The following is a 19,928-nucleotide window of genomic DNA, read 5'->3' as shown; positions in this document are numbered from 1 at the left end:
AGCGTTAGGGAAACGCCCGGTTACATTTCGAACCCGGAAGCTAAGCCTTTCAGCGCCGATGGTACTGCAGGGGGGACCCTGTGGGAGAGTAGGACACCGCCGAACAATCTTTCTGGACCCTCGGTCCTGGCCAAGCGCTGGGACCGGGGGTCCTTTTGTTTTTCACGGCGGTGCGCAGTCTCCGGACGGTACGGGAGACTGGCACTACAGCAGTACGAACGACAGGAGTCATGTCGATGTCCAACACGCCCGAAGAAAGGCCGGATCGGCCGGAGCGGCGCGCGCCGCGTCAGGGCGGCGACCGGGGTGGTTTCCGCAGCAGCGGTCCCCGCCGCGAAGGCGACCGGGCCGGCGGTGGATTCCGCCGCGACGATCGCCCCCGTTATGACCGGCCCCGTGAGGACCGGCGGGACGATCGAGGTGGCTTCCGTCGCGATGACCGTCCTGGTGGCGACCGTCCCCGTGAGGATCGTCCGCGTCAGGACCGTCCCGGCGGCGACCGCGGCGGTTTCCGCCGTGACGACCGTCCGCGTCAGGATCGTCCTGGTGGGGACCGTGGTGGTTTCCGTCGTGACGATCGGCGTGATGAGCGTCCGCGTTTCGACCGTCCCCGTGACGACCGTCCTCGTGAGGATCGTCCGCGTCAGGACCGGCCCGGTGGTGACCGTGGTGGTTTCCGTCGTGATGACCGTCGTGATGAGCGTCCGCGCTATGACAGGCCGCGCGAGGACCGTCCTGGTGGGGACCGTGGCGGTTTCCGTCGTGACGATCGGCGTGATGAGCGTCCGCGTTTCGACCGTCCTCGTGAGGATCGTCCGCGTCAGGACCGGCCCGGTGGTGACCGTGGCGGTTTCCGTCGTGATGACCGTCGTGATGAGCGTCCGCGCTACGACAGGCCGCGTGAGGACCGTCCTGGTGGGGACCGTGGTGGTTTCCGTCGTGACGACCGTCGTGATGAGCGTCCGCGCTACGACAGGCCGCGTGACGACCGTCCCCGTGAGGACCGTCCGCGTCAGGACCGGCCCGGTGGTGACCGTGGTGGTTTCCGCCGTGACGACCGTCGTGATGAGCGTCCGCGCTATGACAGGCCGCGTGAGGACCGTCCCCGTGAGGACCGTCCGCGTGATGACCGTGGTGGTTTCCGTCGGGACGAGCGTCCCCGTGAGGACCGGCCGCGCTACGACCGCCCCCGTGAGGACCGGCCGCGTCAGGACCGGCCCGGTGACGACCGTGGCGGCTTCCGCAGGGACGACCGGCGGGACGACCGCCCGCGTGGCCCGCGCAGGGACGACGATCGCGGTGGCCGGCGTCCGTATGTGCAGGGGCGCGGCCGTTTCGCGGACACGCGGGGCCGTGACGACCGTCGGGAGGAGCGGGAGCCGATCAAGCGGCTGCCGATCCCGGATGACGTGACGGGGCAGGAGATCGACCCGAGTGTGCGGCAGGAGCTCATGAGCCTGCCGAAGACTCTGGCCGAAGACGTGGCGCGCAACCTCGTGATGGTGGCCCGGCTGCTCGACGAGGACCCGGACGCGGCCTACGGGTACTCCCGTGTCGCGCTGCGGCTCGCGTCGCGCGTCGCCGCCGTTCGTGAGGCGGCCGGTTTCGCGTCGTACGCGACGGAGCGGTACTCCGAGGCGCTGGCCGAGTTCCGGACCTGCCGCCGGATGACGGGCACGGTCGACCTGTGGCCGGTCATGGCGGACTGCGAGCGCGGCATGGGCCGCCCGGAGCGGGCACTGGAGATGGCGGGCGCCCCCGAGGTGCACAAGCTGGACCGCGCCGGCCAGGTGGAGATGCGCCTGGTGGCCGCCGGGGCCCGGCGCGACATGGGCCAGAACGAGGCCGCGGTCGTCACGCTGCAGAGCTCGGAGCTGGCGTCGAACGCGGTGCACCCGTGGACCGCGCGGCTGCGCTACGCGTACGCCGACGCCCTGCTCGCGGTGGACCGTGAGGACGAGGCCCGCGAGTGGTTCGCCAAGGCAGTGGAGGCCGACCACACCGGCAGCACGGATGCCTCCGACCGTCTGGCGCAGCTGGACGGCGTGGCCTTCGTGGACGCGCTGGACGATGACGACGACTCTGCCGTCCCCGGGGACGACGTGGAGGAGTCTTCCGGCGCCGTCGCGGACGATGAAGACGATGAAGACGACGAAGAGGACGAGGACGACGACGAGGAGGAGGGTGACGAGGACGAAGAGGACGACGAAGAGCCTGAGGCGAAGGCGACGGCGGACGAGCGTCACGCCGCCCCCGCCGAGGAGCCCGAGGTCGACCTGACCGACGAGGCCGATCCTTCCGCCTTCCTCGAGAACCCGTTCAAGGAGCCCTCGCGCGACACCGAGGACTGACCCCCGCGAACGAAAAGGGCGGCACCCGCATCGCGCGGGTGCCGCCCTTCGTCGTTTTTCCGTCAGACCGGTGTCAGGCCGGTGTGCCGTCCGGCTCCAGGCTGCGCAGCACCAGGCCGGAGGCCGGCTTGGGCCCGAACGAGGTCGACTTGCGGGGCATCGTGACGCCCTGGCGGGCGAGTTCGTGGACGACGCTCTCGCGCACCGGGTGGATGAGCACGGCGGTGCCGCCCAGCCGCTCGGCGTGCGACACGGCCGCCTCCGTGTCGTGGATGTACTGGATGTGCTCGGGGTCGTCCGGGATCTCCCAGACGCGGTCCAGCAGCAGGCTGTGCAGCACGGTCGCGTCGAGCCGCCGCCATTCCTCGGGGCGGTCGTGCGGGACGGTGAGGGCGGTCAGGTCGGGATCGGGCCGGTCCAGGAGGTGGAAGCGGTTGTCGCCGCTCAGGACGAAGGCGTTGCCCTCGGCCGTGGCGTCCTCCAGGGCTGCCAGGGCCTGGGGGAGTGCGCCCGGCAGCTCGCGTACCCGGAAGGCCTTGCTCGCGGCTTCCAGGGCCAGGGCGACGGGAAGCTGAGGCAGTACGCGGTGGATGGCGCGGACCCGCAGCGGATAGCGGGCGGTGTCGACGAGCAGGACGAGGCCGTAGTCCCAGGGGCTCGGTCCGGCGTGCTCGGCCTGCAGTCGCAGATAGGTGGCCCAGCGGTGGTGGCCGTCGGCGATCAGCGCCTGATGGCGCGACAGATCGGCGCCGACGGCCGCGATGGCGTCCTCGTCGGTGATCGCCCACAGGCGGTGCCGGATGCCGTCCTCGGTGGTCGTGGCGAGCAGCGGGGCGTCCTGGACGGTGCGCTCGACGAGCCGGCCGGCGGGGCCGTCGTCGCCGCGGTACGAGAGCAGCAGCGGCTCGAGGTTCGCGGCCGTGGCGCGCATGAGGGCGGCGCGGTCGGCGACCGGTCCGGGCATGACGTCCTCATGGGGGAGGACCACGCGCTCCTCGGGCGGGGTCAGCCGCAGGGCGCCGATGAGTCCGCGCTGCAGATGGCCGCCGTCGCGCTGCTCGTAGACGTACAGCGCGGGGGCGGGGTCCAGGGCGAGGACGCCGTCCTTCTGCCACTGGGACAGCGTGCAGGCCGCCTTGAGGTGCCGGCCGTCGGGGGGCTCGGCGCTGGGCAGGATGAGCCGCACGACATTGTGCGGGTCGGCGGTCTCCAGGTGCCGCTGTCCCTCGGGCCGGACGACGACGTCGTACGGTGGCGAGGTGACCGCGGCCAGGCTGCCGACCCGCTCGGGGACGTAGCGGAGCGCGCGGAACGGCGCGAGCCGCAAACCACCCGGTGCAGCGGGTCCGGAAATGCTCATCCGGGAATGCTACGCGGGTCATGCGCGCGGGGAGTGCCGAGTGATCGACAACATACGAGGAGCGACAGGCCGATGACGACCCACCGGATCGTGCCGGACCGCAGCGAGCGGCCCTTGGACCAGGAGTACGACACGGCGCTGCTCGACCTCGACGGGGTCGTCTACGCCGGCGGCGACGCGATCGCGCACGCGGTCGACTCGCTCGGAGCGGCGCGCGGGCACGGTATGCATCTGGCGTACGTCACCAACAACGCGGCCCGCACGCCGCAGGCCGTGGCGGAGCACCTGACCCGGCTGGGCGTGCCCGCGGAGGCGTCGGAGGTCATCACCTCGGCGCAGGCGGTGGCCCGGCTGATCGCCGACCAGGTGCCCGCCGGGGCGCGGGTGCTGGCGGTCGGCGGCGAGGGGCTGGTGGAGGCGCTGCGCGAGCGCGGACTGCGGCCCGTGGACTCCGCCGACGACGACCCCGCGGCGGTCGTCCAGGGCTACTCGCCCAAGGTCGGCTGGGAGCAGCTCGCGGAGGCCGCGTACGCGGTCAACCGGGGCGCGCCCTGGTTCGCGTCGAACACCGACCTGACCATTCCGACCGCCCGCGGCACGGCGCCCGGCAACGGCGCGCTCGTGGAGGTCGTGCGGATCGCGACCGGGGCGACGCCGCAGATCGCCGGCAAGCCGTTGCCTCCGATGCACCGCGAGACCGTCATCCGGACGGGGGCCGAGCGGCCCTTGGTGGTGGGCGACCGGCTCGACACCGACATCGAGGGCGCGCACGCGGGCGGCGTGGACTCCCTGCTGGTGCTGACCGGGGTCACCACGGCGGCGCAGCTGCTCGCCGCGCCGCCCGAGCACCGGCCGACGTACGTGGACGCGGACCTGCGCGGGCTGCTCACGCCGCAGCCCGAGGTGACGGCGGCGGGCGGCGAGGGGGCGTACCGCTGCGGCGACTGGACGGCGCTCGCGGGCGAGGGCGCGCTGCTGCTGGACGGGCAGGGCGAACCCATGGACGGGCTGCGGGCGCTGTGCGCGGCGGCCTGGACGGCGGCGGGGAGCGGGACGTGCACCCTTGACGCGGAGAAGGCCCTGGCCCGGCTGGGCCTGAGTTAGCCGGGCGGGGTCCCGGGCCCGGCCCGGGACCCCGGCTGGAGCCTCGGGAGGCTTCCCGGGCTCAGTGGGGGCTCAGAGGGCTCAGAGGAGCTTGCGCAGCCGCAGGACGTCGCGCAGGGCCGCCTCCAGCTTCACCCGGCCGCTGCCCCACGCCTTCGCGAAGTGCAGTCTGCCGTCGACGAGCGCCACCAGGTCGTCACCGGCCATGGTGAGCCGTATCTGCGCGCGCTCGTCCGGCGTGCCGGGCACGGTGACGACATCCTGGATGCGGCCGCCGGCGAGGCGGCCGACGAAGGTGATGTCGAGGTCGGTGATGCGGCAGCTCAGCGAGCGGTCGAGGGCGGCCGCGCTGTGCACGTCGCCCTCCGCCTTGGCGAGGTTGTCCGACAGCCGGTCGAGTGCGCTGCGGCACTCCTCGATGGTCGCCATCGGTTGTGCGTCTCCCGTTCGGATGCTGACGTGTGCTGATCGACGGTACCGCAGCGGACCCTTGGCAAGGTGCGGGCCGCTACGGGGTAGCGTCATGACCAACGAGAAGCACGGTGACCGGTGAACCCGAAGGTGAGGAGTGAGGGCGATGCGGGACGCGCTGCGGACCTGCCTGCAGATTGCGGGCGGCCTGACCGAGGCCACCCGGCGACGGGCGGTGGGAGCGGCGAGAGAGCTCCTGGACCAGGCGGGGATAGACGTCGAGGAAGTCCAGCGTTCGATCGGCCGGCGCATCCCGGCGGAGGTCCAGACGCTCGCCGACGAGCTGATGACGGCCGGGCGCGCCAACCGGGACCTGCTCGTCGGGCTCATCCGTGAGGAGATCGACAAGGCGATGACCCGGGTCAGCCGACTGGCGGACGACGTCACGCGGGTCGGGGTCGTGCTGGAGACGCTGGAGCGGCGCATCCGCAACCTGGAGGGCGACGGGCGCGGCAAGGCGGCCGCCGGCGCCTCCGGCACGGCGGACCTGGCGGACTCGGTGGACTTGGCGGACACGGTCGACCTGGACGGCGTGGAGGCCGAACCGGGGCTGTACGTGCCGCCGCAGCCGCCCGTGGAGCACGTGCGGGTCGAGGGGGAGGAGCCGTCGGCCGGGGCCGCCGCGCCCACCGCGCGCAAGAACGCGGCCCCCGCGACGTCCCCGGCCGCCCCCAAGGAGGCGGCCGCGCCGTCCAAGACCCCCGTCGCCGCGCCCACCGCGCGCAAGAACGCCGCCCCCGGCGCGGCGCCCGCGGCGCCGAAGCCTGCGGCTCCTGCGGCTGCTGCCGCGAAGAAGGCGGCTCCGGCCGGCAAGACCGCGCCGGCGGCGAAGAAGGCCGCGGCCAAGAAGACGGCTCCCGCCAAGAAGAGTGCCGCGGCCGCCAAGGCCACGCCGGCGGCCACCAAGGCCACCCCCGCGGCCAAGAAGGCCGCCTCTGCGGCCGGTGGCACGTCCGCGGCCAAGGCGGCACCGGCGAAGACCGTTCCGGTCGGCAAGACCGCGCCTGCGGCGAAGAAGGCTGCCGCCAAGAAGACCGCTCCCGCCAAGAAAGCCGCTCCCGCCGCCAAGACGGCTTCCGCCGTGAAGACGCCGGCGAAGAAGACCGCCACGGCGAGTACTCCGGCGAAGAAGACCGCCACCGCGGGCACGGCGGCGAAGACGACCGCCACCGCGGGCACGGCGGCCAAGAAGACCACCGCCAGGAAGACCGCGGCGAAGAAGACCACTGGGACGCGGGAGGCGGGCCGTGACTGAGGCGGGTGCGGTGCAGGCGACGGCTGAGCCGACGGCCGAGGCGGCGTCCGGGCCCGCGTCCGGGCCGGAGGGCCCGCAGCCCCTGGGGGTCGTGGTGGAGGCGACGGGGAATACCGAGGTGGACGGCGTGCTTGTCCGCCTGGAGGACGCCGATGCGCTGCCCACCGAGGACCACATCGAGGTGTACGAGGATGTACACCGTGGGCTGCGTGACGCCCTCACGAGACTCGACGACAACAGGAGCTGAACCTCACGTGGCACGACGCCGACTCGACGCCGAGCTGGTGCGCCGGAATCTCGCCCGCTCTCGGGAGCACGCCGGGCAGCTGATCGCCGCCGGCCGGGTGACCGTGGGCGGGGCCACCGCGACCAAGTCCGCCACACAGGTGGAGACCAGTGCCGCGGTGGTCGTGGCCGAGGACGGCTCGGACCCGGACTACGTCTCCCGCGGCGGGCACAAGCTCGCCGGGGCGCTGGCGGCCTTCGTGCCGCTGGGGCTGGCCGTGGCGGGCCGCCGGGCGCTGGACGCCGGGGCGTCGACGGGCGGGTTCACGGACGTACTGCTCCGCAACGGCGCCGCGCACGTCGTCGCGGTGGACGTCGGCTACGGCCAACTCGCGTGGTCGCTGCAGAGCGATGAACGCGTCACCGTCAAGGACCGTACCAACGTACGCGAGTTGACGCTCGAGCAGATCGACGGACAGCCGGCCGACATCGTCGTGGGCGACCTGTCCTTCATTCCGCTCGGGCTCGTGCTGCCCGCCCTCGTCCGCTGTTCCGCGCCCGACGCGGACCTTGTCCTCATGGTCAAGCCGCAGTTCGAGGTCGGGAAGGAACGGCTGGGCAGCGGCGGCGTCGTGCGCAGCACTCAACTGCGCGCCGAAGCCGTACGCCAGGTCGCCGGACAGGCGGCCGGACTGGGACTGGGGGTGCTGGGCGTGACCGCGAGCCCGTTGCCGGGACCGTCGGGGAATGTGGAGTACTTTCTTTGGCTGCGTGCCGGGGCACCCGAGCTGGACCCGGCCGACGTCGACCGCGCCGTGGCGGAGGGGCCCCGTTGAGCGAGACACTTCAGACGCAGGAGCGCACCGTCTTCCTGCTGGCGCACACCGGCCGGCCGGCCGCCATCCGCAGTGCGGAGCGGGTCGTGCAGGGCCTGCGGCGCTGCGGCATCGGCGTGCGGGTGCTGGCCGAGGAGGCCGAGGACCTCACTCTGCCGGACAGCGGCGCGGTGCAGCGGGTGCAGGAGATCGGTCCGGAGACCGTCGAGGACTGCGAGTTGATCATCGTCCTCGGCGGTGACGGCACCCTGCTGCGCGGCGCGGAGTTCGCCCGCGCCTCGGGCGTGCCGATGCTGGGCGTCAACCTGGGCCGCGTCGGTTTCCTCGCGGAGGCGGAGCGGGACGACCTGGACAAGGTCGTCGACCGGGTCGTCACGCGCGACTACGAGGTCGAGGAGCGCATGACGATCGACGTCCTGGTGCGCAACGACGGCCGCGTCGTGCACACCGACTGGGCGCTCAACGAGGCGTCGGTGGAGAAGCAGGCGCGCGAGCGGCTGCTGGAGGTCGTCACGGAGGTGGACGGCCGTCCGGTCTCCCGGTTCGGCGGCGACGGAGTGGTCATGGCGACCCCGACCGGATCGACGGCGTACGCCTTCTCGGCGGGCGGCCCGGTGGTCTGGCCGGAGGTCGAGGCGCTGCTCATGGTGCCGATCAGCGCGCACGCGCTGTTCGCCAAGCCGCTGGTCACCTCGCCGAGGTCGGTGCTCGCCGTCGAGGTGCAGCCCAAGACGCCCCACGGGGTCCTGTGGTGCGACGGGCGGCGGTCGGTGGACCTGCCCGCGGGGGCGCGCGTCGAGGTCCGGCGGGGCGCCGTACCGGTGCGGCTGGCGCGGCTGCACCACGCCTCGTTCACCGACCGGCTGGTCGCGAAGTTCGCCCTTCCGGTGGCGGGCTGGCGGGGCGCGCCGCACTGAGGAGTGAGGCCCGTCGCGCGGCGGGCCGTAAACCTCGTATGGTCGTATCCGTGTTGGAGGAAATGCGGATCAGGTCGCTGGGAGTCATCGAGGACGCCGTGGTGCAGTTGTCGCCCGGCTTCACGGCGGTGACCGGCGAGACCGGCGCGGGCAAGACCATGGTCGTCACGAGCCTCGGGCTGCTCCTGGGCGGCCGTGCCGACCCCGGTTTGGTCCGGATCGGCACGAAATCGGCGTCCGTCGAGGGACGGATCACGCTGAGTGCCGACGCGCCCGCCGCGGTGCGGGCCGAGGAGGCCGGTGCCGAGCTGGACGACGGCGCGCTGCTCATCAGCCGTACGGTCTCGGCGGAGGGCCGCTCCAGGGCGTACGTGGGCGGCCGTGCGGTGCCCGTGGGGCTGCTGGGCGAGCTGGCGGACGAGCTGGTCGCCGTGCACGGCCAGACGGACCAGCAGGGGCTGCTGCGGCCCGCGCGCCAGCGCGAGGCGCTGGACCGTTACGCGGGTGACGCCGTCGCCGTGCCGCTGGCCAAGTACGGCGCCGCCTACCGGCGGCTGCGCGAGGTCGCGGGCGAGCTGGACGAGCTGACCACCCGGGCCCGGGAGCGGGCCCAGGAGGCCGACATGCTGCGCTTCGGCCTCGACGAGGTCGCGGCCGCCGAGCCGCTGCCGGGCGAGGACGCGGAGCTGGCCGCCGAGGCGGAGCGGCTTGGCCACGCCGAGGCGCTCGCCTCGGCCGCCACCCAGGCGCACGCCGCCCTGGCGGGGAACCCCGAGGACCCCGAGGGCGTCGACGCCGGGATGCTCGTCGCGGGCGCCCAGCGCGCCCTGGAGGCCGTGCGCTCGCACGACCCGGAGCTCGCCGTGCTGTCCGACCGGATCGGCGAGATCGGCATCCTGCTCGGCGACGTCGCCGGGGAGCTGGCCGGTTACGCCGACAACCTGGACGCCGATCCGCGGCGGCTGGCCGTCGTGGAGGACCGGCGCGCCGTCCTCGCGCACCTGACGCGCAAGTACGGGGAGAACATCGACGCCGTCCTGGCGTGGGCGGCGGCCGGCGGCGCGCGCCTCGGCGAGCTGGAGGGCGACGACGACCGGATCACGGAGCTGACCGTCGAGCGGGACGCCCTGCGGGCCGAACTCGGCGACCTGGCGCAGGCGCTCAGCGACGCCCGCGCGGAGGCGGCGGACCGTTTCGCCGGGGCCGTGACAGCGGAGCTCGCCCAGCTCGCCATGCCGCACGCCCGGGTCACGGTCGCCTTGCGGCAGACCGAGGACCCCGAGGGCGTCGTGGTGGGCGGGCGTCCGGTCGCCTTCGGCGCGACCGGCGCCGACGAGGTGGAACTGCAGCTCGCGCCGCACCCGGGCGCACCGCCCCGGCCGATCTCCAAGGGCGCCTCCGGCGGTGAGCTCTCCCGCGTGATGCTCGCGGTCGAGGTCGTCTTCGCGGGGTCCGACCCCGTGCCCACGTACCTCTTCGACGAGGTCGACGCCGGCGTCGGCGGCAAGGCGGCCGTCGAGGTCGGCCGCCGCCTGGCCAAGCTGGCGCGGACCGCGCAGGTCGTGGTCGTCACACACCTGCCGCAGGTGGCGGCGTTCGCCGATCGCCAACTGCTCGTCGAGAAGACCAACGACGGCTCCGTGACGCGCAGCGGGGTGCGCGTGCTGGAGGGCGAGGAGCGCGTGCGCGAGCTGTCGCGCATGCTCGCCGGCCTGGAGGACTCCGAGCTGGGGCGCGCCCACGCGGAGGAACTGCTCGCGGCGGCCCGCGAGGCCCGCTGAGCCGCTTCGCGGCGGGACCGGGGCCGGCGGTTCTTTGCCGCCCGGTCTCTGGCGGCTGGGGTTCTGTCTGCCGCGGCCGTCCCGCTTCGACGGGATGCCGTGGCGGCGCGATCTGCCGGCCGTGCCGGTAGGGGCCTTGGGCGGGGTACCGCGTGCCGCCCTGACGCGGTTTTGCAGGCCGGCGGCGGTTCGGGCGGGTGATGACCGCGCTCGGTGGCGTGCTGCCCGCGCAATGCGCGCGTCGTAGGGCGGCGGCGGGGTGGGCCGTGGGGCTCGGTCGCCCGGTGTGTTCGGTGGTGCGCACTATGTGCCGCCGGTTTCGGCCGGGTCGGTGGTTGGAGTGGCGGCTTCTGGTCGCAGCGAGGGTCTGCGTCGGCCGTCCGGGGCCGGTCCGTGCCTTGGGCGCGGTGCCGCGTGTCGCATGCCGCCCGGGCGCTGCGGAGGCGAGTTCTGCAGGCCGGGGGCCGGGGACGGGTCGGGCGGTGCGGCTTGGTGTGTTCGGCCCGCGGTGTGGTCGATGTGGCGGGGTGGGCCGCGGGGCTCGGTCGCTTGGTGGTGCGCATCATGTGGCGCCGGTTTCGGGCGGGTCGGTGGTTGGCGTGGCGGTTTCTGGTCGCAGCTGGGGTGCGCGTCGGCCGTCCGGAGCCCGTCCGGGCCTTGGTCGATGTGCCGTGCGCCGCATGCCGCCCGGGCGGTCTGCTTCGACGGCGTCGGGCGCTCTGGGGGCGGGTTCTGCAGGCCGGAGGCCGCTGCCCGGTTCGGGCGGGCGACGACCGCACTTGCCGGCGTGCTGCCCCGGCCGGCAGGGGCTGGGTGGGACAAGCCGGGAGGCAGGCGGCGTCCGCCGGTGGCGCCGCCCTGCACGGGGGCTGAACTGACAGAGCTGTGGCCCAGGGGCAGGAAGACTGCGCGCGTCGTCGGCCGCCCGGGGACGGGTGGGGCGGGCGGTGGGGCCCGGTTCGCCTGGTTTGTTCGGGATGGTTTGTTCGGCCCGGGTCCGTGGTTCGACCGCCGGGCGGCGACGGGACAGCGGTGTGTCGCCGCCACGGGGCCGGTTTGGTGTCCGTGGCGTCGGGCGGTGCGGAAGAGCGATCCGGGTGGTAGGCGGCGGGCGGGCTTCCCGAGCCAAGCGGCCCGGTGAGCTGGCCGTTTTCGCGATGGGGCCGGGCCGGCCCGGCACGGGTTGGGGCACGATGACGCACTCGTAAGGGTGGTCCCGCGGACGTGCGACCGGGCGCGCGCTGCCCGGCGCTCCCTGGATGGCGGATCGGCCTGGCATCCTGGAGGGCAGCACACTGCAAACCCCTTCGCCCGATGCCGAGTCAGGAGCCCGACCGCGCGTGAGCAGTACTCCGAGCCCTCTGCATGGGCAGCTGCACGCCGTCCATGTGCTGGGTGAGACGGGGCGGGCCCATGTGGCCTCGGTCGCGGGCGGGTTGGTGGCGCGCGGGGTGCAGGTGACGGTCTGTGGGCCGGGCGCGGCCGAGGAGCGGTACGGATTCGCCGCGGCCGGGGCGCGGTTCGCGCCGGTGGAGGTCACCCGCCGTGCCGCGCCGCGCGCGGACGCGGCGGTGGTGACCGCGCTGCGGGCGGCCTGCGCCGGAGCGGACGTCGTGCACGCGCATGGGCTGCGGGCCGGCCTGCTGGCCACCGTGGCGCTGGGCGGGCGGCGCACCCCGCTGGTGGTGACCTGGCACGGCGCGGTCTTCGCGGAGGGCGCGCGCAAGCCGCTGCTGCGGCTGCTGGAGCGGCGCGTGGCGCGGGCCGCGTCCGTGGTGCTGGGCGCGTCCTCGGACCTGGTGGACCGGGCCCGTGCGGTCGGCGCCCGGGACGCCCGGCTGGCGCCGATCGGCGTGCCGCTGCCGCCGGTGATCGCCGCGACACCCGAGGCGGCCGCCGAGGCGGAGCGGCGCCGCCAGAAGGCGCGGGACGAATTCGGCGCCGGGGAAAGACCGTTGCTGCTCGCGGTCGGCCGCCTGGAGCCGCACAAGGGGTACGGCCAGCTGCTCGACGCCGTGCACGGCTGGACGCGGGTGGACCCGCAGCCGCTGCTGGTGGTCGCGGGTGAGGGGTCGCTGCGTCCGGAGCTCCAGCAGCGGATCGACACCGAGCGGTTGCCGGTGCTGCTGCTCGGCCTCCGCGACGACGTGCCCGAACTGCTGGCCGCCGCCGACGCGGTGGTGCTGCCCTCCCGCTGGGAGGCCCGCTCGGTCATCGCCCAGGAGGCCCTGCACGCGGGGGTCCCGCTGATCGCCACGGCCGTCGGAGGTACGCCCGAACTCGTCGGCGAAGCAGCGGAGTTGGTGCCCTACGGCGACCCGAAGCGGCTCGCCGACACCGTCGTGCGCCTGCTCGGCGATCCGGCGCGGCGGTCCGTGCTGACCGCCGCCGGTCCCATGCAGGCAGGCACCTGGCCGACCGAGGATGACACGGTCGCCCAAGTGCTCAGCATCTACGACGAGTTGTCCTCGCGCTGAACGGGCAGGCGGCGTTCAGCCGCCGTACGCGCCGCTCGCCGTCAGCCGCAGCGCGGTGTCGATCAGCGGGACATGGCTGAACGCCTGCGGGAAGTTGCCGACCTGACGCTGCAGCCGCGGGTCCCACTCCTCCGCCAGCAGGCCGAGGTCGTTGCGCAGGGCCAGCAGCCGCTCGAACAGCCGGCGCGCTTCGTCGACCCGGCCGATCATGGCGAGGTCGTCGGCGAGCCAGAAGGAGCAGGCGAGGAACGCGCCCTCATCGCCGGGGAGGCCGTCGAGGTTCTCGCCACCGGGCGGGGCGTCGGTCGGGTAGCGCAGCACGAAGCCGTCCTCGGTGGACAGCTCCCGCTGGATCGCCTCGATGGTGCCGATGACGCGCTTGTCGTCCGGCGGCAGGAAGCCGACCTGCGGGATGAGCAGCAGCGACGCGTCCAGTTCGCGCGAGCCGTAGGACTGCGTGAAGGTGTTGCGCTCCTTGTCGTAACCCTTCTCGCACACATCCCGGTGGATCTCGTCACGCAGGTCGCGCCAGCGCTCCAGCGGGCCGTCGACCTCGCCGGACTCGATGAGCTTGACAGTGCGGTCGACGGCGACCCAGGCCATGACCTTGGAGTGCACGAAGTGCCGGCGCGGGCCGCGGACCTCCCAGATGCCCTCGTCCGGCTCGTCCCAGTGGTCCTCCAGGTACGTGATGAGCCGGATCTGCAGCAGAGAGGCGTAGTCGTTGCGGGCGAGGCCGGTCATGTGGGCCAGGTGGAGCGCCTCGGTGACCTCGCCGTAGACGTCGAGCTGCAACTGGTGGGCCGCGCCGTTGCCGACCCGGACCGGGGTCGAGCCCTCGTAGCCGGGCAGCCAGTCCAGCTCGGTCTCGCCGAGTTCGCGCTCGCCGGCGATGCCGTACATGATCTGCAGGTTCTCCGGGTCGCCGGCGACCGCGCGCAGCAGCCACTCGCGCCAGGCGCGGGCCTCGTCCCGGTAGCCGGTGCGCAGCAGGGACGACAGGGTGATCGCCGCGTCGCGCAGCCAGGTGAAGCGGTAGTCCCAGTTGCGGACGCCGCCGATGTCCTCCGGCAGGGAGGTGGTCGGCGCGGCCACGATGCCGCCGGTGGGCCCGTACGTCAGCGCCTTGAGGGTGATCAGGGAGCGGACCACGGCGTCCCGGTAGGGGCCGTGGTAGGTGCACTGGGCGACCCACTCGCGCCAGAAGTCCTCGGTGGCCTCCAGCGAGGACTCGGGGTCGGCGAGCGGAGGAGGCTCCTTGTGCGAGGGCTGCCAGCTGATCGTGAAGGCGACCCGGTCGCCGGGCGCCACGGTGAAGTCGGCGTACGTGGTGAGGTGCTCGCCGTAGGTCTCGACATCGGTGTCGATCCAGACCGAGTCCGGGCCGGCGACGCCGACGGTGCGGTCCCCGACCTTGTGCACCCACGGCACGACCCAGCCGTAGCTGAAGCGCATGCGGAGCGCCGAGCGCATCGGCACGCGGCCCCGCACGCCCTCGACGATCCGGATCACCTGGGGGGCGCCGTCACGGGGCGGCATGAAATCGATCACACGGACCGTTCCGCGGGGGGTGTCCCACTCGGACTCCAGCACCAGGGAGTCTCCCCGGTAGCGGCGCCGGGTGGCGGTCGGCGGCTGCGAGCCGTGCGGGAAGGCGGGGCCGAGCCGCCAGTAGCCGTGCTCTTCGGTGCCGAGCAGGCCCGCGAAGATCGCAGGGGAGTCGAAGCGGGGCAGACACAGCCAGTCGACCGTGCCGTCCCGGCACACCAAGGCGGCGGTCTGCATATCGCCGATGAGTGCGTAATCCTCGATACGCCCGGCCACGTAGGTCTCCAGTCGAACGACGGCGGCGCCCCGTGGGACTGGGGCGGTGATTGCGGTCTGTGGATCTTTCGACGAGCTCTTTCCCGGGAGCAGGCGGGGTGGTGCCGTGCCGGTTCACTCGCATCGAATCGATGTGTCCGAGCAGGATACGACGACAACGCGAGCGGTGCGGAAGCCCCGACCGAGCCTGCTGGGCCGGTCGGGTGCATTTTGTCGTACCAATGTCCCGGCGACCTCCCTTTTCGTCAGAGAGCCGCCCCCCGCGACTGGTGCGCGTCACTGATACCCTGGTAGCCCGTGGGCCGGTGGCCTGAACCACTGAACCGCCGCGACGACACCACCCCTCTTCACCGCCATGGTGCCGTCCCGACCACCACCTCGCGACCACGGGAGCCCCCTCTTGGCACTGCCGCCCAAATCCACGACGACCAAGCACCTCTTCGTCACCGGGGGTGTCGCCTCCTCGCTCGGCAAGGGCCTGACGGCCTCCAGCCTGGGGGCGCTGCTCAAGGCCCGGGGCCTGCGGGTCACCATGCAGAAGCTCGACCCGTACCTCAACGTGGACCCGGGCACGATGAACCCCTTCCAGCACGGTGAGGTGTTCGTCACGGACGACGGCGCCGAGACCGACCTGGACATCGGTCACTACGAGCGCTTCCTGGACGTGAACCTCGCGGGCTCGGCCAACGTCACCACCGGCCAGGTCTACTCCTCGGTGATCGCCAAGGAGCGCCGCGGCGAGTACCTCGGCGACACCGTGCAGGTCATCCCGCACATCACCAACGAGATCAAGTCCCGCATCCGGCGCATGGCGACCGAGGACGTGGACGTGGTCATCACCGAGGTCGGCGGCACCGTCGGCGACATCGAGTCGCTGCCCTTCCTGGAGTCCGTCCGCCAGGTCCGGCACGAGGTGGGCCGGGACAACGTCTTCGTGATGCACATCTCGCTGCTGCCCTACATCGGCCCGTCGGGCGAGCTGAAGACCAAGCCGACGCAGCACTCGGTGGCCGCGCTGCGCAGCATCGGCATCCAGCCCGACGCGATCGTGCTGCGCGCCGACCGCGACGTGCCGACCTCCATCAAGCGCAAGATCTCGCTGATGTGCGACGTGGACGAGGAGGCGGTGGTCGCCGCCATCGACGCCCCTTCGATCTACGACATCCCCAAGGTGCTGCACACCGAGGGCCTGGACGCCTATGTCGTCCGCAGGCTGAACCTGCCGTTCCGCGACGTGGACTGGACGCAGTGGGACGACCTGCTCAAGCGGGTCCACGAGCCCGAGCACGACCTGAAGGTCGCGCTGGTCGGCAAGTACATCGACCTGCCCGACGCGTATCTGTCGGTGACCGAGGCGCTGCGCGCCGGCGGCTTCGCCAACAATGCCAAGGTCAACATCAAGTGGGTCACCTCCGACGACTGCAAGACCCCGGCCGGCGCCGCGCGCCAGCTCGGCGACGTCGACGCGATCTGCGTGCCCGGCGGCTTCGGCGACCGCGGCGTGGAGGGCAAGGTCTCGGCGATCACCTACGCACGGGAGAACGGCATCCCGCTGCTCGGGCTGTGCCTGGGCCTGCAGTGCGTGGTCATCGAGGCGGCCCGCAGCCTCGCCGGCATCACGGACGCCAACTCCACGGAGTTCGACCCGGCCACCGCCCACCCCGTGATCTCCACCATGGCCGAGCAGCTCGACATCGTCGCCGGCCAGGGCGACCTGGGCGGCACCATGCGGCTCGGCCTGTACCCGGCCAAGCTCGCCGAGGGCTCCATCGTCCGCGAGGTGTACGGCGGCGAGCCCTACGTCGAGGAGCGCCACCGCCACCGCTACGAGGTCAACAACGCCTACCGGGGCGAGCTGGAGAAGAAGGCCGGTCTGCAGTTCTCCGGCACCTCGCCGGACAACAAGCTGGTCGAGTACGTCGAGTACCCGCGCGAGGTCCACCCCTACCTCGTCGCCACCCAGGCGCACCCCGAACTGAAGTCCCGGCCGACGCGCCCGCACCCCCTGTTCGCGGGTCTGATCGCGGCCGCCGTCAAGCGCCGCCAGGGCTGATCGATACGGTGGCCGTGGTGGGCCGGCAGCCCGGCCCGCCCCGGCACCACGTACGGAGGGCACAGCATGCTGCAGGACACCCCTGAGGAATGGCGGACCACGGCCACCGCCACCCCCTTCACCGGGAACAAGACCGGCGTCCGCACCGACGAGGTCGTCATGCCCGACGGCGGCGTCGCGAAGCGCGACTACCAGGTGCACCCGGGCTCGGTGGCCGTGCTGGCCCTGGACGACGAGGACCGGGTTCTGGTCCTCAAGCAGTACCGGCACCCCGTGCGGATGAAGCTGTGGGAGATCCCCGCCGGACTGCTGGACATCCCCGGCGAGAACCCGCTGCACGCCGCTCAGCGCGAGCTGTACGAGGAGGCGCACGCCAAGGCCGAGGACTGGCGGGTGCTGGTCGACGTCTACCCCTCGCCCGGCGGTTCCGACGAGGCGGTGCGCGTCTTCCTCGCCCGCGGGCTGTCCGAGGTGGAGGGCGAGCGCTACGAGGTGTCGGAGGAAGAGGCCGACATGGAGCTGGCCAGGGTCGCGCTGGCCGATCTCGTGCGCGGCGCCCTCGCCGGCCGTCTGCACAACAACTGCCTGATGATGGGCGCGCTGGCGGTGCAGGCCGCACGCGCCGGGGACGGTCTGGACGCCCTGCGGCCGGCGGAGGCGGAATGGCCCGCGCGGCCGTTCGACGCCTGACATTCCCGGCCCCGGGGCACTCGCGGGACCGCGTGGCCCGGACGATCCGGTAGGACCATCGGATCGTCCGGGAGGGTGATCATTGGGGCCGCCCGCCGCGTCGCGCGCGGGGGCCGGACCCGCCCGGTGAACTAGGCTCATGCCGTTCTCATTCAGAACGGGAGTGGGCCCGTGGCGGATCACGTGCTGGACGCCGACGCATCGGTGGCGGCTTCTGACGACGGCCTCCGGGAGCCGCCGGTACAGACCCCCGCCCCCGGCACGCTCCCGCCCGACGTGCCCCATTTCGTCGGCCGCCGCCGTGAGCTCGAGGAGCTGCGGGCCGACATCGACCGGCCGGGCCTGGCGACCCTGCGCGGCCGGAGCCCCGACGGCAGCCGGGTGCTGCTGGTGGCCGGCCGGCCCGGCTCGGGCCGCACCTCCCTGGCGCTGCGTCTCGCCCACGATGTCGCCGGTCGCTACCCCGACGGGCAGTTCTTCGTCCGGCTCAGCGACAACGAGGGCGAACCCGTGCCCCCCGAGCAGTCCGCGCGGGCCCTGCTGCGGGCGCTGGGGGTGGGCGCGGAGCCGGGCGCGGAGGGCGGGGAACTGTCCGCGGCGCTGCGCACCGCACTGACCGGGCGCCGGGCGGTGCTCGTGCTGGACGACGTGGTCGACCCCCGGCAACTGCTCGACCTCCTCCCCAAGGGCTCCGGCAATCTGTTCGTGGCCACCTCGGAAGGGCCGCTGGCCGGCGTGCCCGACGTACGGCCCTGCACGCTGGGCGGCCTCGACCCGGCCGCCTGCGTGGACCTGCTCGCGCAGGCCGTCGGACGGGTCCGGGTCACCAACGACCCCAAGGCCGCAGAGGCGCTGGCCCACGAGTGCGGCGGCCATCCCGCGGCGCTGCGGCTGATCGGCGCCTGGCTCGCCACCCAGCCCCGCACCTCCGTGGCCGACGCGACCCGCCGCCTGCACGACATCCGGGCCGAGCCTCCGGCCCCGGCCCCGGCCCCGGCCCCGGCCCCGGCCCCTGCCCCGGTCCCGGCCCGCGACTCCGCGCCGGGCGGCCCGACCTCCGGTGACGGGGTGCTGCGCGAGGACGTCGGCCGCCGCGGTGCCGCGGACGCCCTGCCGGTGGACGAGCGGGCCCGGGTGGTGCCCCGCACCGCCCCGACCGCGGCCCCCGCTTCCGCTCCCGCCGGGGCGGTCACGACCGCGGCCGCGCCGCGCGCCACCGCCCCGCCGGAACTGCTGCGCGCCTTCCGCTTCGTGTACGGGGCGCTCGCCCCCGCCGTGGCGCGGATGCTGCGGTTGCTGGCGCTGGCCCCCACGGGTCTGGTGGACGCCCAGATCGCCTCCGCCCTCGCGGGCTGCTCGGTGGGCGACGCCGAGGGGACGCTGGAGAACCTGGCGGGCTGCGGGCTGCTGCACGCGGAGCCGGCCGTGGACCCGCTGCCCCGGCAGTACCGGGTGCCGGGCTGGCTGACCCCGTCCCTGCGCGAGCTGCTGCGCGGCACCGACAAGCCCTCCGAGACGCAGCTCGCGCGCGCCCGGATGCTGGAGCGCACCGTACGGCTGCTGCACGCGTGCCGGCTGAGCCTGGAGGACGCCGGCACCGAACCGGACGGGCTGCCGAAGTCGCTGCGCTTCGCGGACCGCCCGGCCGCCGCCGCGTGGCTGCGCGACCGGCTGCCGGTCCTGCTGGCCGCCGCGCGGCTGGCCGTCGCCGACGGCGAACTCGACACCCTGGCCCGGCGGCTGATGGCCGCTCTCGTACGCGCGCTGGCCGCGGATCCCGGCGGCGGGGAGAACGCGGCGGAGCGCTACCAGTTGCACCACCTCGTCCTGGACGTCGCCGAGCGGCGCGGACTGCATCGCGAGAAGGCCGCGGCGCTGCTCAACATCGGCGACCTCGACGTGGAGGGCGTCCGCCCGCTCGACGCCCTCGACCGCTACCGCGCCGCGCTCGTCGCCGCCCGCGAGGCGTTCGACGGGGACGCCGAGGGCCGTGCCCTGGAGGCCATCGCCGGCACCTACCTGGAGCTGGACGATCCGCAGCGCGCGTCCGACTGGTACGGCAGGGCGCTCGCCCTGCGCCAGGCGCGCGGCGAGCTCGCGCACGCGGCCCGGCTGCACGGCAGGCTCGGCGCGCTGCACACGTACGCCGCCCGGTACGGGCCCGCGCTGCGTGAGTGGCGGGCCGCAGTGGCCGCGCACCGGCGGCTGAAGGACCTGCCGGCCCAGGCCCGGGCACTGACCGAGGTGGCCCGGGTGCAGGAGTACGCGGGGCATCCCGAGGACGCGCTGCGGACCTGCCGCGACGCCCTGTACTGGGCCCGGCAGGCGGGGGAGCAGCGGCTGGAGGGCGCGGTGCTGCTGCGGATGGCCGACACCCTCGACCGGCTGGGCGACCCGGCGGGCGCGCGGCTGCAGCGGGCGGCGGCCCGGCGGCTGCTCCCGGCCTCCGAGATCCCCCGGACACCGGATGCCGAGGAGGGCTGACGTCAACGGGGGCAAGGGTTGACCGGTCGCAACCTACGAAACTGCTAATGCCTTCGGAGAAAGTAGTCACTTTGTAAGGCTGGACAGCGAGTCTTCCTTC

15 protein-coding genes and 1 rRNA gene are annotated in these 19,928 nt (G+C 73.7%); 13 read left to right on the top strand and 3 right to left on the bottom strand.

Features of this window, described 5'->3' with window-relative positions; all coding sequences use genetic code 11:
• From rrf to ACFWVC_RS32565, 3 genes are all read left to right on the top strand, one after another.
• Nucleotides 1-105, top strand: a 5S ribosomal RNA gene (gene rrf, locus ACFWVC_RS32575); the annotation flags it as partial.
• Nucleotides 106-384: 279 nt separating this feature from the next.
• Nucleotides 385-1,413 carry a hypothetical protein gene (locus ACFWVC_RS32570; RefSeq protein ID WP_384295998.1) on the top strand — a complete coding sequence of 343 codons (1,029 nt, stop codon included), beginning with the start codon at nt 385-387 and terminating at the stop codon, nt 1,411-1,413.
• Entirely contained in the window at nt 1,392-2,351 is a 960-nt protein-coding gene (locus ACFWVC_RS32565) for a hypothetical protein (protein ID WP_384296005.1), read from the top strand. Before ACFWVC_RS32570 ends, ACFWVC_RS32565 begins: the two co-directional genes overlap by 22 nt.
• A gap of 73 nt (nt 2,352-2,424) precedes the next feature.
• Here ACFWVC_RS32565 and ACFWVC_RS32560 read toward each other — a convergent pair whose 3' ends face one another.
• Nucleotides 2,425-3,711 (bottom strand): DUF1015 domain-containing protein, encoded by a 1,287-nt coding sequence (locus ACFWVC_RS32560; protein WP_384295996.1) that lies wholly within the window; start codon nt 3,709-3,711, stop codon nt 2,425-2,427.
• Between the two features lie 72 nt (nt 3,712-3,783).
• Here ACFWVC_RS32560 and ACFWVC_RS32555 point away from each other — a divergent pair, with 72 nt between their 5' ends.
• A complete protein-coding gene (locus ACFWVC_RS32555) occupies nt 3,784-4,815 on the top strand; it encodes an HAD-IIA family hydrolase (protein ID WP_384295992.1) in 1,032 nt (343 codons plus the stop codon).
• Nucleotides 4,816-4,896: 81 nt separating this feature from the next.
• Here the strand turns inward: ACFWVC_RS32555 and ACFWVC_RS32550 are convergent, their stop codons facing one another.
• The gene (locus tag ACFWVC_RS32550) at nt 4,897-5,244 is read right to left on the bottom strand and encodes a sterol-binding protein (protein WP_384295990.1); all 348 of its coding nucleotides are present in this window, start codon (nt 5,242-5,244) and stop codon (nt 4,897-4,899) included.
• Nucleotides 5,245-5,392: 148 nt separating this feature from the next.
• Here ACFWVC_RS32550 and ACFWVC_RS32545 point away from each other — a divergent pair, with 148 nt between their 5' ends.
• The 6 genes from ACFWVC_RS32545 to ACFWVC_RS32520 all read left to right on the top strand — a co-directional run bounded on the left by ACFWVC_RS32545 (nt 5,393) and on the right by ACFWVC_RS32520 (nt 12,777).
• Nucleotides 5,393-6,541 carry a histone gene (locus ACFWVC_RS32545; RefSeq protein WP_384295988.1) on the top strand — a complete coding sequence of 383 codons (1,149 nt, stop codon included), beginning with the start codon at nt 5,393-5,395 and terminating at the stop codon, nt 6,539-6,541.
• Entirely contained in the window at nt 6,534-6,788 is a 255-nt protein-coding gene (locus tag ACFWVC_RS32540) for a hypothetical protein (RefSeq protein WP_384295985.1), read from the top strand. Before ACFWVC_RS32545 ends, ACFWVC_RS32540 begins: the two co-directional genes overlap by 8 nt.
• Before the next feature lie 7 nt (nt 6,789-6,795).
• Nucleotides 6,796-7,602 carry a TlyA family RNA methyltransferase gene (locus ACFWVC_RS32535; protein ID WP_384295982.1) on the top strand — a complete coding sequence of 269 codons (807 nt, stop codon included), beginning with the start codon at nt 6,796-6,798 and terminating at the stop codon, nt 7,600-7,602.
• Nucleotides 7,599-8,519: an NAD kinase gene (locus ACFWVC_RS32530; RefSeq protein ID WP_384295980.1), complete on the top strand. Its 921-nt coding sequence runs from the start codon at nt 7,599-7,601 to the stop codon at nt 8,517-8,519. Before ACFWVC_RS32535 ends, ACFWVC_RS32530 begins: the two co-directional genes overlap by 4 nt.
• Nucleotides 8,520-8,557: 38 nt before the next feature.
• Nucleotides 8,558-10,300 (top strand): DNA repair protein RecN, encoded by a 1,743-nt coding sequence (gene recN, locus ACFWVC_RS32525; protein WP_384295977.1) that lies wholly within the window; start codon nt 8,558-8,560, stop codon nt 10,298-10,300.
• Between the two features lie 1,340 nt (nt 10,301-11,640).
• The gene (locus tag ACFWVC_RS32520; protein WP_384295974.1) at nt 11,641-12,777 is read left to right on the top strand and encodes a glycosyltransferase family 4 protein; all 1,137 of its coding nucleotides are present in this window, start codon (nt 11,641-11,643) and stop codon (nt 12,775-12,777) included.
• Nucleotides 12,778-12,792: 15 nt separating this feature from the next.
• Here ACFWVC_RS32520 and ACFWVC_RS32515 read toward each other — a convergent pair whose 3' ends face one another.
• Nucleotides 12,793-14,601 carry a glycoside hydrolase family 15 protein gene (locus ACFWVC_RS32515; RefSeq protein WP_384295970.1) on the bottom strand — a complete coding sequence of 603 codons (1,809 nt, stop codon included), beginning with the start codon at nt 14,599-14,601 and terminating at the stop codon, nt 12,793-12,795.
• A gap of 406 nt (nt 14,602-15,007) precedes the next feature.
• Here ACFWVC_RS32515 and ACFWVC_RS32510 point away from each other — a divergent pair, with 406 nt between their 5' ends.
• The 3 genes from ACFWVC_RS32510 to ACFWVC_RS32500 all read left to right on the top strand — a co-directional run bounded on the left by ACFWVC_RS32510 (nt 15,008) and on the right by ACFWVC_RS32500 (nt 19,828).
• Complete coding sequence (locus tag ACFWVC_RS32510; RefSeq protein WP_384296001.1) at nt 15,008-16,654, top strand: CTP synthase; 1,647 nt, start codon at nt 15,008-15,010, stop codon at nt 16,652-16,654.
• Between the two features lie 66 nt (nt 16,655-16,720).
• Nucleotides 16,721-17,344: an NUDIX domain-containing protein gene (locus ACFWVC_RS32505; RefSeq protein WP_384295967.1), complete on the top strand. Its 624-nt coding sequence runs from the start codon at nt 16,721-16,723 to the stop codon at nt 17,342-17,344.
• 171 nt (nt 17,345-17,515) lie between these two features.
• Nucleotides 17,516-19,828, top strand: a complete 2,313-nt coding sequence (locus tag ACFWVC_RS32500; protein WP_384295965.1) for an NB-ARC domain-containing protein — start codon at nt 17,516-17,518, stop codon at nt 19,826-19,828.
• Nucleotides 19,829-19,928: the final 100 nt, after the last annotated feature.

This window comes from Streptomyces sp. NPDC058691 (assembly GCF_042714775.1).
Taxonomy (GTDB): Bacteria; Actinomycetota; Actinomycetes; order Streptomycetales; family Streptomycetaceae; genus Actinacidiphila.
This window is presented reverse-complemented; position numbering and strand designations above follow the sequence as displayed.

Bases quoted from the DNA above. Each gene is read 5' to 3' on its own strand.
- ACFWVC_RS32570 (WP_384295998.1), top strand. From the start codon at position 385: ATGACCGGCCCCGTGAGGACCGGCGGGACGATCGAGGTGGCTTCCGTC.
- ACFWVC_RS32560 (WP_384295996.1), bottom strand. From the start codon at position 3,711: ATGAGCATTTCCGGACCCGCTGCACCGGGTGGTTTGCGGCTCGCGCCG.
- ACFWVC_RS32555 (WP_384295992.1), top strand. From the start codon at position 3,784: ATGACGACCCACCGGATCGTGCCGGACCGCAGCGAGCGGCCCTTGGAC.
- ACFWVC_RS32550 (WP_384295990.1), bottom strand. From the start codon at position 5,244: ATGGCGACCATCGAGGAGTGCCGCAGCGCACTCGACCGGCTGTCGGAC.
- ACFWVC_RS32545 (WP_384295988.1), top strand. From the start codon at position 5,393: ATGCGGGACGCGCTGCGGACCTGCCTGCAGATTGCGGGCGGCCTGACC.
- recN (WP_384295977.1), top strand. From the start codon at position 8,558: ATGGTCGTATCCGTGTTGGAGGAAATGCGGATCAGGTCGCTGGGAGTC.
- ACFWVC_RS32505 (WP_384295967.1), top strand. From the start codon at position 16,721: ATGCTGCAGGACACCCCTGAGGAATGGCGGACCACGGCCACCGCCACC.